General features: G+C 69.6%; 18 protein-coding genes, 1 tRNA gene and 1 pseudogene. 6 read left to right on the top strand and 14 right to left on the bottom strand.

Features of this window, described 5'->3' with window-relative positions:
- Positions 1–56 precede the first annotated feature (56 nt).
- The 3 genes from Q0W60_RS06300 to Q0W60_RS06290 all read right to left on the bottom strand — a co-directional run bounded on the left by Q0W60_RS06300 (position 57) and on the right by Q0W60_RS06290 (position 988).
- Positions 57–248: a hypothetical protein gene (locus Q0W60_RS06300; RefSeq protein ID WP_297693705.1), complete on the bottom strand. Its 192-nt coding sequence runs from the start codon at positions 246–248 to the stop codon at positions 57–59.
- A gap of 60 nt (positions 249–308) precedes the next feature.
- Positions 309–746, bottom strand: coding sequence for a hypothetical protein (locus Q0W60_RS06295; RefSeq protein WP_297693703.1), 438 nt, complete (start codon positions 744–746; stop codon positions 309–311).
- Between the two features lie 166 nt (positions 747–912).
- Positions 913–988: transfer RNA gene (locus tag Q0W60_RS06290), tRNA-Ile, on the bottom strand.
- Positions 989–1,094: 106 nt separating this feature from the next.
- Between Q0W60_RS06290 and Q0W60_RS06285 the strand changes: the two genes are divergently transcribed.
- On the top strand, positions 1,095–1,826 hold the full coding sequence (locus Q0W60_RS06285; RefSeq protein WP_297693701.1) for an SIMPL domain-containing protein: 732 nt from the start codon (positions 1,095–1,097) through the stop codon (positions 1,824–1,826).
- Positions 1,827–1,833: 7 nt separating this feature from the next.
- Here Q0W60_RS06285 and Q0W60_RS06280 read toward each other — a convergent pair whose 3' ends face one another.
- Both Q0W60_RS06280 and panD read right to left on the bottom strand, forming a co-directional pair.
- Positions 1,834–2,286 (bottom strand): hypothetical protein, encoded by a 453-nt coding sequence (locus Q0W60_RS06280; protein WP_297693699.1) that lies wholly within the window; start codon positions 2,284–2,286, stop codon positions 1,834–1,836.
- A pseudogene (gene panD / locus Q0W60_RS06275) lies at positions 2,286–2,641 on the bottom strand (aspartate 1-decarboxylase). The gene Q0W60_RS06280 and the pseudogene panD overlap by 1 nt, the downstream one beginning before the upstream one ends.
- 142 nt (positions 2,642–2,783) lie before the next feature.
- Here panD and Q0W60_RS06270 point away from each other — a divergent pair.
- Together Q0W60_RS06270 and Q0W60_RS06265 are read left to right on the top strand one after the other, a co-directional pair.
- Positions 2,784–3,323 (top strand): YbhB/YbcL family Raf kinase inhibitor-like protein, encoded by a 540-nt coding sequence (locus Q0W60_RS06270; RefSeq protein WP_297693697.1) that lies wholly within the window; start codon positions 2,784–2,786, stop codon positions 3,321–3,323.
- Between the two features lie 7 nt (positions 3,324–3,330).
- Complete coding sequence (locus tag Q0W60_RS06265) at positions 3,331–4,653, top strand: serine hydrolase domain-containing protein (protein WP_297693696.1); 1,323 nt, start codon at positions 3,331–3,333, stop codon at positions 4,651–4,653.
- A 27-nt stretch (positions 4,654–4,680) separates the two neighbouring features.
- Here Q0W60_RS06265 and Q0W60_RS06260 read toward each other — a convergent pair whose 3' ends face one another.
- Positions 4,681–5,049, bottom strand: a complete 369-nt coding sequence (locus Q0W60_RS06260) for a hypothetical protein (RefSeq protein WP_297693693.1) — start codon at positions 5,047–5,049, stop codon at positions 4,681–4,683.
- 153 nt (positions 5,050–5,202) lie between these two features.
- Here Q0W60_RS06260 and Q0W60_RS06255 point away from each other — a divergent pair, with 153 nt between their 5' ends.
- Positions 5,203–5,427 (top strand): flagellar basal body rod C-terminal domain-containing protein, encoded by a 225-nt coding sequence (locus tag Q0W60_RS06255; protein WP_297693691.1) that lies wholly within the window; start codon positions 5,203–5,205, stop codon positions 5,425–5,427.
- On the opposite strand, the gene Q0W60_RS06250 is transcribed toward Q0W60_RS06255, so the two are convergent.
- The 4 genes from Q0W60_RS06250 to crcB form a co-directional block, all read right to left on the bottom strand.
- Positions 5,428–6,264, bottom strand: a complete 837-nt coding sequence (locus Q0W60_RS06250; protein WP_297693689.1) for a DUF6644 family protein — start codon at positions 6,262–6,264, stop codon at positions 5,428–5,430.
- The gene (locus tag Q0W60_RS06245) at positions 6,261–6,893 is read right to left on the bottom strand and encodes a DUF6644 family protein (RefSeq protein ID WP_297693687.1); all 633 of its coding nucleotides are present in this window, start codon (positions 6,891–6,893) and stop codon (positions 6,261–6,263) included. The genes Q0W60_RS06250 and Q0W60_RS06245 overlap by 4 nt, the downstream gene beginning before the upstream one ends.
- A gap of 118 nt (positions 6,894–7,011) precedes the next feature.
- On the bottom strand, positions 7,012–7,353 hold the full coding sequence (locus tag Q0W60_RS06240) for a DUF190 domain-containing protein (RefSeq protein WP_297693685.1): 342 nt from the start codon (positions 7,351–7,353) through the stop codon (positions 7,012–7,014).
- A gap of 4 nt (positions 7,354–7,357) precedes the next feature.
- Positions 7,358–7,753, bottom strand: coding sequence for a fluoride efflux transporter CrcB (crcB, locus tag Q0W60_RS06235; RefSeq protein WP_297693683.1), 396 nt, complete (start codon positions 7,751–7,753; stop codon positions 7,358–7,360).
- A 74-nt stretch (positions 7,754–7,827) separates the two neighbouring features.
- On the opposite strand from crcB, the gene Q0W60_RS06230 reads away from it, so the two are divergent.
- Complete coding sequence (locus Q0W60_RS06230; protein WP_297693681.1) at positions 7,828–9,036, top strand: MFS transporter; 1,209 nt, start codon at positions 7,828–7,830, stop codon at positions 9,034–9,036.
- Positions 9,037–9,070: 34 nt separating this feature from the next.
- On the opposite strand, the gene Q0W60_RS06225 is transcribed toward Q0W60_RS06230, so the two are convergent.
- A complete protein-coding gene (locus tag Q0W60_RS06225; RefSeq protein WP_297693679.1) occupies positions 9,071–9,526 on the bottom strand; it encodes a DUF6152 family protein in 456 nt (151 codons plus the stop codon).
- Between the two features lie 127 nt (positions 9,527–9,653).
- On the bottom strand, positions 9,654–10,538 hold the full coding sequence (locus Q0W60_RS06220) for a hypothetical protein (RefSeq protein WP_297693677.1): 885 nt from the start codon (positions 10,536–10,538) through the stop codon (positions 9,654–9,656).
- Positions 10,539–10,672: 134 nt separating this feature from the next.
- Between Q0W60_RS06220 and Q0W60_RS06215 the strand changes: the two genes are divergently transcribed.
- Entirely contained in the window at positions 10,673–11,293 is a 621-nt protein-coding gene (locus Q0W60_RS06215; protein ID WP_297693675.1) for a TIGR02466 family protein, read from the top strand.
- Between the two features lie 45 nt (positions 11,294–11,338).
- On the opposite strand, the gene Q0W60_RS06210 is transcribed toward Q0W60_RS06215, so the two are convergent.
- Both Q0W60_RS06210 and Q0W60_RS06205 read right to left on the bottom strand, forming a co-directional pair.
- Complete coding sequence (locus Q0W60_RS06210) at positions 11,339–12,409, bottom strand: 2OG-Fe(II) oxygenase (RefSeq protein ID WP_297693673.1); 1,071 nt, start codon at positions 12,407–12,409, stop codon at positions 11,339–11,341.
- A 61-nt stretch (positions 12,410–12,470) separates the two neighbouring features.
- The coding region (locus Q0W60_RS06205) for a sigma-70 family RNA polymerase sigma factor (protein WP_297693671.1) at positions 12,471–12,951 on the bottom strand (481 nt) is incomplete at its 5' end.

Below are 12,951 nucleotides of genomic sequence, written 5' to 3'. Positions count from 1 at the left end.
CCCGGCGGGCACGGCGGCGGGCTCGACGTCGGTCTTGTCGGCGACGTCGGGACCGGTCAGCGGCCTTGCAGCTTCTGAACGCAGGCGCGAAGCAGCTGCGCACGCTCGGTCGAGAGCCCCGGCGTCTTCAGCTCATCGAGCGCGCCTTCCAGGGGCCAGCCGAGATGGCGCGTCCCCAGGCTCCAGATCTCCGCCCGCACTTCAGCCTCGGTGACCGAGCTCCGCAGGAACCAGGACAGGACGCTCACCGGGACCCTGGCTTGCGGCCCGCCGGCGGGCTCGATCCCTTTGCGCCGCTGCCCGCGATCTCAACGAACGAGCGCGGGTTGGACGTCGCCTTCGGTTTGGCCTGCTTGGGCTTTCGGGTTTCGCGATTCGATCTCTTCTGACCCTTGGCCATCGGCTGTCTCCTCTTGGGCCGCGCGGGGCTCGTTGGATTTCGACGAGGCGATTGCCTGTCGCTGGTGAGCGGTCGCGCTTATCCGATCTTCCACCGAGGCGAGGCCCCGCCAGACCGAGGCGGCCTGTTCATGCTTTGCGCGCACCAGAACGAGCCGGCTCGCCCGAGCCAGCCCGGTCTCCGTGAGAGCCTTCGCACGATAGTCGTCGGCCCTGAGTTCGCTTTTCAGCATGCCTGTCATTGATCTCCGCTGAGGGGTTTCGAGGGGCGTGGCCGCCGCCGCCGCCGGACGCGCGAGCGGCGCGGCTGGCGTGGCGGACGAAGGCGCTGCGAAGTGCGTGGCCATCGCGGTCTCTGGAGCGCGCCACGTCGAGGATGATCGACCGCCTGGCTTGGCGGCACACGATCGACGGCGCCGGTTATAGATAAGACGCGCCGCCGAAATAGCCAGAGGGCCGGGCGATGCACCGAACAACGCGCGCCAAGCCGTAATTTGCGAAGCAAGCGAAGGCTGGTGGGCCCGGCAGGACTCGAACCTGCAACCAGACCGTTATGAGCGGCCGGCTCTAACCATTGAGCTACGGGCCCCGCAGCGTCGGCGCTCGCGCGGTTAGCATGCGCCGGGGGCAGGCTTAAAGCTTGTGTTCAGGCGCGGCTTGCGACCCTCTCGGCCAAACTTTCCAAGGAGACCTCCATGAGGGCCATGATCTGCGCGGGCGCAACCGGCCTGCTGCTCGCCGCCGCCGCGCCCCCGGCGCTCGCCCAGCCCGCCGGCGCCGAGGCCGAGGCGATGTTCCGCACCACGACGCTCAGCCTCTCGGCCGAGGGAGAGGCGAAGGTCGCGCCGGACCTGGCGCGGATCAGCCTGGGGGTGACCAACCAGGCGGCGACCGCGGCCGAGGCGGTGCGGGCCAACGCAGGCCAGATGGGCCGGGTCGTGGCGGCGCTGCGCAGCGCCGGCGTCGGCGAGCGCGACATCCGCACGGCGCAACTGTCGATCAACCCGCAATATGCCTACGAGCAGGGCTCGCCGCCGCGGCTCACCGGCTATCAGGCCACGAACCAGGTGACCGTCACGGCCCGCGACCTCGGCAAGCTGGGGGCGATCCTGGATGCGGCGGTGGCGGCCGGCGCCAATGCGGCGGGCGGGGCGAGCTTCGACCTGGCCGACCGCCGGCCGGTGGAGGATGAAGCGCGGCTGGCGGCGGTGAAGGCCCTGCAGGCGAAGGCCGAGCTTTATGCGCGAGCCACCGGCTATCGCATCGTGCGGCTGGTCAGCCTGGGCGAAGGCGCGGCCTACGGCGGTCCGCCGCCGCCCGTGCCGATGGCGCGGAGCCTGGCCGAGGGCGTCCCCGTGACGCCGGTCTCGCCGGGCGAGATGACGATCCAGGAGACCGTGACCGGGCTGTTCGAGCTCGGCCGCTGAGCCGCCGTTAGAGGCCGACGTCCTTGAAGCGGCCCTCCAGGCGGTCGGCCATCATCATGCCCGGGAAGCTGCGCTTGCCCTCCATCACCGCGGCGTAGACCAGGCCCTTGCCGGGGATCGGCCCCGACGCCCAGCCGACGCCGCGCGAGGCGTCGGCGCTCGAATAGCAGCTCAGCCGCCGCGGCTTGCCGTCCTTGCGGGTGGCCTCCAGCAGGTCCCTGACCGTGCGCGACCCCGGGCCGTCGCAGGACGGCAGGGTGCGGGCGCAGATGGTGGCGGTGTTGTAGCGGTAGACGACCTTGCCGCTCGCCTGCTCGGCGATCAGCACGCAGGTCGCCGGATCGCCGATCGCCCCGGAGACCGCGTCATCGAGCTTGTCCTTGTCGACGCCCTTCGGCGCGCCGGGCGAGCATGCCGCCAGCGCCACGGCCGCCAGCCCCATCGCCAGGGACCAGCGCATCACGCCGCCTGCTTGATCTGGTTGCCGTCGCCGAGCAGCACGACGCTCGGCGCGTAGTTGCGGGCCTCCTCGGCCGGCATCATCGCGTAGGTGACGATGATCACCTTGTCGCCCTTCTGGACCAGCCGGGACGCCGCGCCGTTGACGCCGATCGCCCTGGAGCCGCGCGGCGCCTCGATCGCATAGTCGTGAAGCGGGCGCCGGTGGTGACGTTGAGCACGTCCACCTGCTCGTGCGGCAGAATGCCGGAGGCCTCCAGGAGGTCGCGGTCGATGGCGATGGAGCCTTCGTAGTCGAGGTCCGCCTGGGTCACCGTGGCCCGGTGCAGCTTGGCCTTGAGCAGAGTGACGAACATCGAGCGTGGACCCTCCGGACGCCGCCCCTGGGCCGCCGCGCGCGGATATACGCACGTCGGGGCGCCTGTTCAACGCCGGCGGCGAAACCATCCGCCGCGCCGCCGGTTGGGGCGCACAAGGGGGCCCAATCGGAGGCGCGTCATGCCCGAGCATTCCGGCGAAGCCATCACCATCATGAAGGTCGATCCGATCCTGGAGACGGGGGTGGTCGTGACCTGTCCGGCGCAAGGCCCGGACGGCCGCCTGGCCGACAAGCACTCGGCCTACCACGACAACATCTCCCCGCCCCTGCAGTGGACCGACGTGCCGGACGTGAAGGCCTGGGCGGTGGTCGTGGAGGACCCTGACGCGCCGCGCGAGCAGCCGTTCCTGCACTGGATGATCTGGAACATCGAAGGCGGGATCACCGCCCTGCCGCAGGGCGTCGTCAACGCCGCGCGCCCGGTCACGCCGCAGGCGGCGATCCAGGGCAAGAACGACAACGGCTCCTACGGCTGGTTCGGTCCCAAGCCGCCGCCCGGGCATGGGCTGCACCACTACTACTTCCAGGTCTTCGCCCTCGACGATTTCCTGCCGATGGACGAGGACACGCGATTGGACGAGCTGCTGAACGCCTTGAAGGGCCACACGATCGCGAAAGGCGAGATGGTCGCCACCTACGAGGCGCCGACCCGCCAGTAGCGAGCGCTTGACGAGCCGCCGTCAGCTTGCGCAATGCCAGGTGAACGCCGGCAAGGCGCAACCCGGGAGCAACGCGGCGATGTACGGCGACGAGCAGGCGGGCGGCTTTTCGGCCGAGAAACTGGCGCAGATCCCGCCGGCGCTGCAGGGCGTCGTGGACGCGGGCGACCTTTCCGGGTTCGTGACCCTGATCTGGCGCAAGGGCGAGATCGCGCAGGTGAACGTCCTGGGCCAGCGCGACATCGCGGCCGAGGCGCCGATGACACGCGACACCCTGTTCCGCATCGCCTCCATGACCAAGCCGGTGACCTCCGTCGCGGCCCTGATGCTGATGGAGGAAGGCAAGCTGCGCCTGGAGGACCCGGTGAGCCGGTGGTTGCCGGAGCTCGCCGACATGCAGGTGCTCGAGGAGCCCACGGGGCCGCTCAACAAGACCTATCCGGCCCCGCGGGAGATCACCGTCGAGGACCTGATGACCCATCGGGCGGGCCTGGCCTACGGCTTCACCTCGATCGGCCCGATCGCCCACGCCCACGAGGCGCGGCTGGGCTCGCCGCTGGTGGGCCGCATGACCCCCGACGACTGGCTGAAGGCGCTGGGCTCGCTGCCGCTCAGCTATCCGCCGGGCGAGCGCTTCCACTACAGCCATGCGACCGACGTGCTGGGGTTCCTGGCCGCCAGGATCGAGGGCAAGCCGCTGGGCGAGGTGCTGCGGGCGCGGATCTTCGAGCCGCTGGGCATGGTCGACACCGACTTCTGGCAGCCGGAGGAGAAACGCGGCCGCATGGCGAAGCTCTACAGGGCCCCGCCGGAGGGCGGCCCCCTGGAGGATGTCTCGCTGCCGATGGGCGAGACGCGCCCCGCCTTCGAAGGCGGCGGCGGCGGGCTGATTTCCACTGCCGACGACTACCTGACGTTCGCCCGCATGCTGCTCGGCAAGGGCGAGGTGGACGGCGTGCGGCTGTTGAAGCCCGAGACGGTCGAGCTGATGGCCGCCAACCGGCTCACCCCGGCCCAGCGGGCGATCCCGTTCATGGGCCTGCCGTTCTGGGCGGCGCAGGGCTTCGGGCTCGGCCTCTCGACCATCATGGAGCCGGAAAAGCTCGAGTTCATGGGCGCCGGCTCGAAGGGCAGCTTCGGCTGGCCGGGCGCCTTCGGCACCTGGTGGCAGGCCGACCCCGTCCAGGACATGGTGATGATCTACCTGATCCAGAACTCCATGCCGCTGAGGCCCGAGGCGGCCTCGCAGCTCGCCACCGGACAGCGCATGGGCGGCCGCGCGGCCCTGCCGATCTTCCAGAAGCTGACCTACGCCGCGCTCGGCGAATAACCCCGCGGCGAGGCGCCGGCTGACGGGCTAGCCGCCCGCGGGGCGCTGGCGCGGGGCGACGCACATCGGCTGGCCCCGGAAGGTGGCGCCCACGATGCTGCCGTGCCGGATGGCCGCAAGGCGGGCCCGCTCGAGGGCGGCGCTGTCGGCCGGCGGGCTCACCCCATCAGGGCAGACCGAGGCCATCACCCGCTGCCCGCCCGACAGGCACTGGCAGATGTCGTACGACTGGTTGATCCGGCTGGCGTCGGCGCGGCAGCGCACGGGCAGGGTCCGCCCGGCGACGTCGACGCAGATGACGGCGGTCGACGGCGGGTTTCCGGTCACGGGCTGAGCGGCCGCGGCGCCGGCGAAGACGCCGACCGCCAGGCCCAGGAGCGCGGTGCTGATGCGCATGGTTGGTCTCCTCGCGTCCCTCTCGCCGCCAGATTAGCGCACCGCGGCGAATGACGCTGCATCGCAATCACAGGATGAACCGGCCGTTCACCACGCTTGCTCGCCGGGGCTTAACCGCGTCGGCCTAAGCTGGCGGCCGAAAGCGAGGGTCCCATGGATCCGATCACGGTCGCCCGCTACGGCATGTTCGCCGCCGAGCAGCGCTTCGCGGCTTCGGCCGCGCGCACCGCCCGCATGGGCGAGGATCCGAGCGTGGACCCGGCGCAGGAGATGGTCGAGCAGATCCAGGCCAAGCAGCAGTTCACCGCCAACCTCAATGTGGTGAAGTTCGCCGACGACATGTGGCGTTCGCTGCTCGAGATCCAGAAACGGCGCTGATCACTCGAAGGCGATCCAGCGGCCTGCGGCCGCGCCGGTGACCCAAACCAGGATGGTCGACCACGCGATCAGCTTGGCGAGCGCCGGCGTCGCCTTGTTCCGCGAGGCCATGAACGTCTGCGCCGCGGCCGCGGCGGCGATCCAGACCACGTAGATCCAGGTGAAGACCTTGTTGGCCGGGTCCAGGTGCTTCAGGTCGAACGGGTCGGCGTAGGTCACGTGCGTGACCCACTGGTGGACCGCGAAGATCACCAGCAGGCCGATCAGGAAGATCCACCGAAGCCGCCCCTGGGCCGCGATCAGCACGATCAGGGCCGCGGCGAAGATCACGTGGTAGAGGCCGACGTTGACCAGCGTGCCGGTGGCGAAGATCACCAGGCCCGCCAGCCAGATCAGCCCGCCCAGGATGAACCACAGCCTGGCGGAGACCGGCACCGCCCCGTCGGCGCGCGCCACCGGCCGGCTCGCGCCGTAGGTCAGGATGACGCCGCCCAAGAGGGCGCACATCTTCACCACGAAGGCCGTGGAGTCGTAGAGCTTCTCGGCGTTGGCCATGCCGATCAGGATGCCGGAGACGACGATGCCGATGACGCCGACATCCTGCCATCGCCGCAGGTTGCGGTAGACCTCCGAGGGCGACTCCTCGGTGATGCCGCGCCCGAGCAGGCGCAGGTTCATCAGGATCGCCGTGCCGCCCAGCAGCGTGAGCGAGAGGATGTGCAGCACCTCCCAGTTCGCATACTGCGGCTTGATGATATAGGCCGGCCAGACGTTGACCAGGTTCATGACCCAGGGCCGAAGCGCCGGAAAGAACAGCTCGAAATTGATCTTGGTCATGACTGGGCGCCCTTGATCGCGGTCTCGGCGGTCTTCTCGTAGGCGCCCTTCTCGGAGGTCTTGCAGTCCTGCAGCACGTTGGCCCAGTGGGGGACCGGCTTGCCGCACTGGAACCAGTCGTAGGGGATGAAGCGGCCCAACCCGATCACCAGGATCCAGGAGACCAGCGAGACGATCGCCGAGATCCGCGCCGGTCCGGGCGGGGTCGGATGGTTGTCCCAGGCCGATTGCCCGCGCTGAACCTGCGAGTGGAACACCGCGATGTTGATCATCGCCAGGACGAGGAAGATCATCTTCGCTCGAAACCACAGATTATGGTAATAAAACATGGGCTTAGCGAAGAACAACGCGAGCCCGGTGGCCAGCAGGATGAGGAAGCCCGCGACGGTCATCGGCAGCACGCGGTCGCTCACCACCGAGACCGGCGTCTTGCGGAAGGTGACGCCCAGCAGCCGCAGGTCGACCACGAAGATGGTGCCGGCGAACAGCATCAGCGCCAGCAGGTGGGTGCCTTCCAGCAGGCCCCAGAAATTCAGCGAGCCCAGGAGCGCCTCGCTCCAGGACTGGGCCGTATCGCCCGAGCCTTTTCCGAGCCCGTGCTGCAGCCAGGTCATGAACTGGTTGATCAAGGCTCCCCCAATATTTCCTTATTGAAATCAATGACGCGCAAGGACTCGCGCAATGCAGGTCTCATACCCGATTGGGCCCCGAAGCGCCAATCGGACGCTCTGGCGCTGAAACCTTCGGTCAGTCCGCGCCAGGTTCGCCGTAGCGCAGCACCTGCACGCGTTCGGTGGTGGCCAGGCCCGAGCCGATCATCGACTCCAGCCTGGGCAGGAACGCCTCGATCCGCTCGGCGGCGTCGACGATCTCCACGACCACCGGCAGGTCATCGGACAGATCGAGGATCTTGGCGCTCTCGATGCGGCCGGAGCGGCCGTAGCCCATCATGCCGCGCAGCACGGTGGCGCCGGCCAGGCCGTCCTCGCGCGCCGCCCGGACGATGGCTTCGTAAAGCGGATGATGCTGGTGCCGCTCGCGCTCGCCGATGAAGATGCGCAGCAGCACCGCGTCATGGCGGGCGGGCATGGCCTCAGCCTCCCTTGGCCTGGTTGATCAGCGCGCCCGTCACATAGCCGAGCCAGACGCCGGCGAGGCACAGCACGAGCGAGCCTGCGATATTGCCGAAAGCGGCGGTGAACTCCCCCGCCCGGATCAGGTTCAGCGTCTGCAGGCTGAAGCTGGAGAAGGTGGTGTAGCCGCCGCAGATCCCGATGGTGACAAACAGCCGTGCGTCCGGCGCCATCAGCCAGCGGCCGTCCGGACCGGTGAGCGTCGCGAACGCGCCGATCACGAAGGAGCCCGCCACGTTGACGATCAGGGTGCCCCACGGGAATGTCTCGCCGAACGCGTGCGCCGCCGCGCTCGAGCACGCGTAGCGGGCCACGCTGCCCAGCGCGCCCCCGAGCGCGATCCAGAGATAGGTCAACACCGCTTGGACCCCTCCCCCGGCTCGGATAGACGATCGGCGCGGCGCCGTCGAGGTGGATGGGAGAGCGGCGAATGAGCGGGACCGGCGCACGGCGCGAGCGCGTGCTTCGGCAGATTCCAGCCGGGATCTGGACGCTGGGCTTCGTCTCGCTGCTGATGGACGTCTCCTCCGAGATGATCCACGGCCTGCTGCCGGTCTATCTGGTCAGCGCAATGGGCGCCTCGGCGCTCACCGTGGGCGCCATCGAGGGGGTGGCGGAATCCACCGCGCTGATCACCCGCATCTTCTCGGGCGCGCTCTCCGACTGGCTCGGCAAGCGCAAGCTGCTGGCGGCGCTGGGCTATGGGCTGGCGGCGGCGACGAAGCCAATTTTCCCTCTGGCGAACTCCGTGGGCTGGGTGGTGGCGGCGCGCTTCGTGGACCGCATCGGCAAGGGCATCCGCGGCGCGCCGCGCGATGCGCTGATCGCCGACATCGCGCCGGAGGCCCTCAGGGGCGCGAGCTTCGGGCTCAGGCAGGCGCTGGACACTGTGGGCGCCTTCCTGGGCCCCGCCCTCGCCGTGCTGCTGATGCTGGCGAGCCACGACGACTTCCGGCTGGTGTTCTGGTGGGCCGTCGCCCCGGCGATCGCCTCGACCGCGCTGATCGCCTTCGCCGTGCGCGAGCCGAGGGTGACGCGGCCGCCGGGCGAGACGCGCTTCCCGCTCAGGCCCTCGGAGCTCGCGCGGCTGGGGAGACGGTTCTGGATCGTGGCGGCGGTCGCCACCGTGTTCACGCTCGCCCGCTTCAGCGAAGCCTTCCTGATCCTCAAGGCCCGGAACGATGGGCTGGGCGAGGCCTATGCGCCGCTGGTGCTGGTGGTGATGAACCTGGTCTATGCGCTCTCGGCCTATCCCGCCGGCGCGCTCTCCGACCGGCTCGGGCGGCGCGGGGTGTTCCTTGCCGGCATCGCCTTGCTGATCGCGGCCGACCTGGCGCTGGCCGGAGCCGGCTCGCTCATATGGGTCGCGGCCGGCCTGGTGCTCTGGGGCCTGCACATGGGCTTTACCCAGGGGCTGCTCGGCGCGCTGGTCGCCGACACCGCACCCGCGGACCTGAGGGGCACGGGATTCGGGGCGCTGAACCTGGTGACCGGCCTGGCCACGCTCGCCGCCAGCCTGATCGCGGGCGCGCTCTGGGATCGCATCGGGCCGCAGGCGACGTTCGCCGCCGGCGCGGCGCTTGCGCTGATGGCGCTGGTCGGCGTGGCTTTCAGCGCGCGGGCGCTGAAGGCGCCCTGACGGACGGAGGCCCCGAGGAGCCCCCGGCCTCGCGCTACTTCTCGGTGGGGTCGGCGCCGTCCTTGGGCGCGCCGGTGCCGGAGGAGCCCATGAACACCTTGCGGCCGTCCGGGAAGGTCACGTCGCGGCCGTTCGCCTTGCAGACCGGCGTGCAGGAGTGGTCCTTCGACTGGTAGCCGCGGACGATGATCTCGGTGCCGGCCTTGAGCGTGTTCCGATCAATCCCGGCGCGGAGCAGGGTGTTGGGCGTGCCGCCCTCGACCATCCACTCGTGCATCTGGCCGTCGGGGCCGACGGCGTTCAGGTGCACCCAGGCGTGCGGATTGATCCACTCGACCTTGGTCACCTTGCCGCGCAGCAGCACGGGGGCCTTGCCGTCGAATTCCGCGGAAAACGCATGGTGCGCGGACGCCTGGCCGACGCCCAGGGTCGCTGCGGCCAAGAGGCCGGCGCCGATCATCGTGGGAACAATAAAGCGACGAGAAATCATTTTGCGCCTCCAGCGCGGATGCCTAAGTCTTCTATCGTCTCGACCGGCGGCGCCGGCCGTGGGGCTTAATGGCCCGCATGACGCGGGTATTCCTATATCATGGGAGCCGCAAGGTGCATGCGGCCGATCACGGCAGCGGGTGCTTGCGTAGGTGGCCGTACATCAGCTCCTCCACGAACTCCACGCACTTGAACTGGTTGAGCCGCGCGTCCTCGCCGACGTGCTTGTAGAGGTTCATGCTCATCTTCCACGGCCGCGTGAAGGTCGAGGGATCGGTGATCTCGGCCTCGTAGCGCATGGTGAGCGGGCTGGTCGGCGTCCAGCGCTCCACCACCTTCATGTCGGCGGAGTGGAAATTGCCGGCGCGGTCGAACCAGGTGGAATCGTTCTGGCCGGTGACCACGATCACCAGGGTGTCGCCTTCCCAGTGCGCCACCGACTGGCCCATCCAGGAATCCACCGGCGCCGGGCCGGGATCCTTGAACATGATGTTCCTGACCGCGCCCGCGTATTCATAGGCGATGAGCATCTGCTTCTCGGACTGGAAGATCTGGAACGGCAGGCTCATGTAGTTGGCGCGCGGGACGCCGGGCAGGTAGCACTTGATCTCCGGATCCTTGTGGATCCAGTCGGCATGGTTCGCGTCGCGCGTCTTCCTGGCTTCGGCCGTGTAGGGGATGGACCCGCCCTCCACCACGCCGAGGCCCGCCGGCACCGCGCCCACCGCGCCCAGCGCCAGCACCTCCTTGGCCGGCACCGGGCCGAACGGGCCGGGACGCATCTGCAAGGCGGCGCTCGCGGCGTGCGGCTCCACGTTCCAGTTGGCGGTGTTCATCACCTGCCAGACGCCGTTGAGGTCAGGGTGGATCTTGTCGGGGCCGCGCGGCGCCCGGTAGGCGAGCGCCTGGGTGGTGTGCCTGACGTGTTGCGCCTTGGCCTTGGCCGGCGCCGCCAGCGCCTGGCCGCCCACCATCACGCCCGCGATCGCCACGGCCGCCGCAATCCTCATCATGATCCCAGTCCCCCCAAGCCTCCGCCGCCACCGAGCGGAGCCGTACATCGATTCAATGCTCTAGCGGAGCTTGGCGGCTAGCGCCAGCCGGCCCCATCTTTGACAATCCATCGCCAGGCGGCTAGCGCCGATGGATGGCGTTGCGCCCCTTGTTTTCGACTCCGGTCTATGAAGCGACGCTTAGCACGGACCGGGAGTTCGAAAATTTCAACCGCGAATTAGAGGCCGCCTGCCGGATGCTGGCGGCCGAGGACGCGGCTGGAAGGGCCTGGTCCAAGGCCAACGGCTACGGCGGCTACACCTCCTATGCTTCGCTGAACGACCTGCCGCAGCGGGCGAGCGTGTTCGCGGAGCTGAAGCGCAAGCTGGACCGCCACGCGCGGACCTTCGCCGAGGCGCTCGCCTTCGACCTGGGCCGCGGCAAGCTTGCGATGGACAGCCTGTGGGTGAACGTCCTGAAGCCCGGCGCCGGCCACTCGGGCCACATCCACCCCCACGCGGTGATCTCCGGCGTCGCCTATGTGCGGGTCCCGCCGGGGGCCTCGCCGTTGAAGATCGAGGACCCGCGGCTGCCGCTGATGATGGCCGCGCCGCCGAAGCGGGCCGACGCGCCGGAGGCCCAGCAGAGCTTCGTCTACCTGCGTCCGCAGGCGGGCACGATCCTGATGTGGGAAAGCTGGCTGCGCCACGAGGCCCCGGCCAACGCCGCGCGCTCGGCGCGGATCTCGGTCAGCTTCAACTACGGCTGGCGGTGACATGACCGCAGCCGCCAATCGCATGACCGGCGGCGACGCTGTCGGCTAGCTGGAGGTGGGTTGCGGCTCGGCCGCCGCGAGGCTCGACTGGTTGGCGACGCGGATGCGCGCGCCCTCCTCGTCGTAGAGGAAGGGAAGCGTCGCGAAACGCCGCCCGCGGGTCACCGGCGTCGCCTCGTGCAGCAGGCTGCAGGAGAAGACCACCGCTCCGCCGGTGGGCGGCCGGTAGGTCCTGGGCCCGAACTCCGGGAACCGCAGGTCGCCGCCCTCGAACTCTTCGGCGTTCAGGTTGATCGAGACGGCGAACTTGCGATGCGCGGTACCCGGCGTGGTGTTGTCGCGGTGCGGGCGGAAGTAGCCGCCGTCCTCGGCGTCGTAGCAGGCGACGATGAACCGCTCGATGCGGCTGACCCGGAACTGAAAGGCCTTGAGCATCTCCGGCGCGAGGCGTGTCGCGACGCGGCCGCGCAGGCCCTCGACGAGCGGGCCCTCGGGGATGACCGCGTCGCGGCGGCTCTTGAAGTCGTCGAGCACCCCCACGGTCTTGCCGTCGGCCTGGCGCATGACGCCCGAGGGGCGGCCCCCGACCTGTTCGTAGACCGCGATCAGATCGCGGCAGAAGCCGGGCTCGAGGACCCGCGGCACGATCAGCACCGGCGCGTGCAGCGGGACGCCCGCGTGGTCCTCCGCCGGGCCTAGCTCCCGCAACGCGGCGAAGGCGCTTTCGATGTCGGCCAGGGCGCCGCCGCTCAGGATCCGCAGGCTCGGATCGATCAGCACCCATTGCGGCCGCACCTGGCCATCGGCCCCGGCCGCGCCGTAGAGCCGCCGGATCTCGCCGTCCCAGTCGCCGAACCAGCGCAGGCCGTTCACCGCGTCGCGGGCGCGCCGGAAGCTCTCCTCGTCGGGCAGCACCCCGAACACCAGCACCTCGTCGTCGCGGATCAGGTCGCGGTTGGCGACCACCTGCGCGATGGCGGCGTCGCGTTCGGGCGAGGGCGGCGGCAGGAACGCCAGCAGCACGTAGCGACCGCCGACGATGCCGAAGGCGAACTTCGGGTTGACCGGCGATGGCGCCGAGAACAGCGGCGCTGGCGTGGCGGCGGGCAGGCCCATCGCCGTGCTCTAGCGAAAATCGCCGCCGATGGACACGCCGTCAGGTGACGCAGGCGCCGGCCTAGCTGTCGAGGAAGCTGCGGAGCTTGCGGCTGCGGCTGGGGTGCTTGAGCTTGCGCAGCGCCTTGGCCTCGATCTGGCGGATCCGTTCGCGGGTCACCGAGAACTGCTGGCCGACCTCCTCCAGGGTGTGGTCGGTGTTCATGCCGATGCCGAAGCGCATGCGCAGCACCCGCTCCTCGCGCGGGGTGAGCGAGGCCAGCACCCGAGTGGTGGTCTCGCGCAGGTTCGACTGGATGGCGGCGTCGATCGGCAGGATGGCGTTCTTGTCCTCGATGAAGTCGCCGAGGTGGCTGTCCTCCTCGTCGCCTATCGGCGTCTCGAGGGAGATCGGCTCCTTGGCGATCTTCAGGACCTTGCGGACCTTCTCGAGCGGCATGGCGAGCTTCTCGGCCAGCTCTTCGGGCGTCGGCTCGCGGCCGATCTCGTGCAGCATCTGGCGCGAGGTGCGGACGATCTTGTTGATCGTCTCGATCATGTGC

The sequence above is a fragment of the Phenylobacterium sp. genome (assembly GCF_025934275.1).
In the GTDB taxonomy this organism is placed as follows: Bacteria; Pseudomonadota; Alphaproteobacteria; order Caulobacterales; family Caulobacteraceae; genus Phenylobacterium.
The sequence above is the reverse complement of the archived record's forward strand: the minus strand, read 5'-3'. Positions and strand labels throughout refer to the sequence as shown.

Bases quoted from the DNA above. Each gene is read 5' to 3' on its own strand.
- Q0W60_RS06260 (WP_297693693.1), bottom strand. From the start codon at position 5,049: ATGCGCATCAGCACCGCGCTCCTGGGCCTGGCGGTCGGCGTCTTCGCC.
- Q0W60_RS06240 (WP_297693685.1), bottom strand. From the start codon at position 7,353: ATGCCCGCCCGCCATGACGCGGTGCTGCTGCGCATCTTCATCGGCGAG.
- Q0W60_RS06210 (WP_297693673.1), bottom strand. From the start codon at position 12,409: ATGGGCCTGCCCGCCGCCACGCCAGCGCCGCTGTTCTCGGCGCCATCG.
- Q0W60_RS06230 (WP_297693681.1), top strand. From the start codon at position 7,828: ATGAGCGGGACCGGCGCACGGCGCGAGCGCGTGCTTCGGCAGATTCCA.
- Q0W60_RS06280 (WP_297693699.1), bottom strand. From the start codon at position 2,286: ATGCGCTGGTCCCTGGCGATGGGGCTGGCGGCCGTGGCGCTGGCGGCA.
- Q0W60_RS06285 (WP_297693701.1), top strand. From the start codon at position 1,095: ATGAGGGCCATGATCTGCGCGGGCGCAACCGGCCTGCTGCTCGCCGCC.
- Q0W60_RS06270 (WP_297693697.1), top strand. From the start codon at position 2,784: ATGCCCGAGCATTCCGGCGAAGCCATCACCATCATGAAGGTCGATCCG.
- Q0W60_RS06250 (WP_297693689.1), bottom strand. From the start codon at position 6,264: ATGACCAAGATCAATTTCGAGCTGTTCTTTCCGGCGCTTCGGCCCTGG.
- Q0W60_RS06255 (WP_297693691.1), top strand. From the start codon at position 5,203: ATGGATCCGATCACGGTCGCCCGCTACGGCATGTTCGCCGCCGAGCAG.
- Q0W60_RS06220 (WP_297693677.1), bottom strand. From the start codon at position 10,538: ATGATGAGGATTGCGGCGGCCGTGGCGATCGCGGGCGTGATGGTGGGC.
- Q0W60_RS06215 (WP_297693675.1), top strand. From the start codon at position 10,673: ATGGCGTTGCGCCCCTTGTTTTCGACTCCGGTCTATGAAGCGACGCTT.
- Q0W60_RS06225 (WP_297693679.1), bottom strand. From the start codon at position 9,526: ATGATTTCTCGTCGCTTTATTGTTCCCACGATGATCGGCGCCGGCCTC.
- Q0W60_RS06295 (WP_297693703.1), bottom strand. From the start codon at position 746: ATGGCCACGCACTTCGCAGCGCCTTCGTCCGCCACGCCAGCCGCGCCG.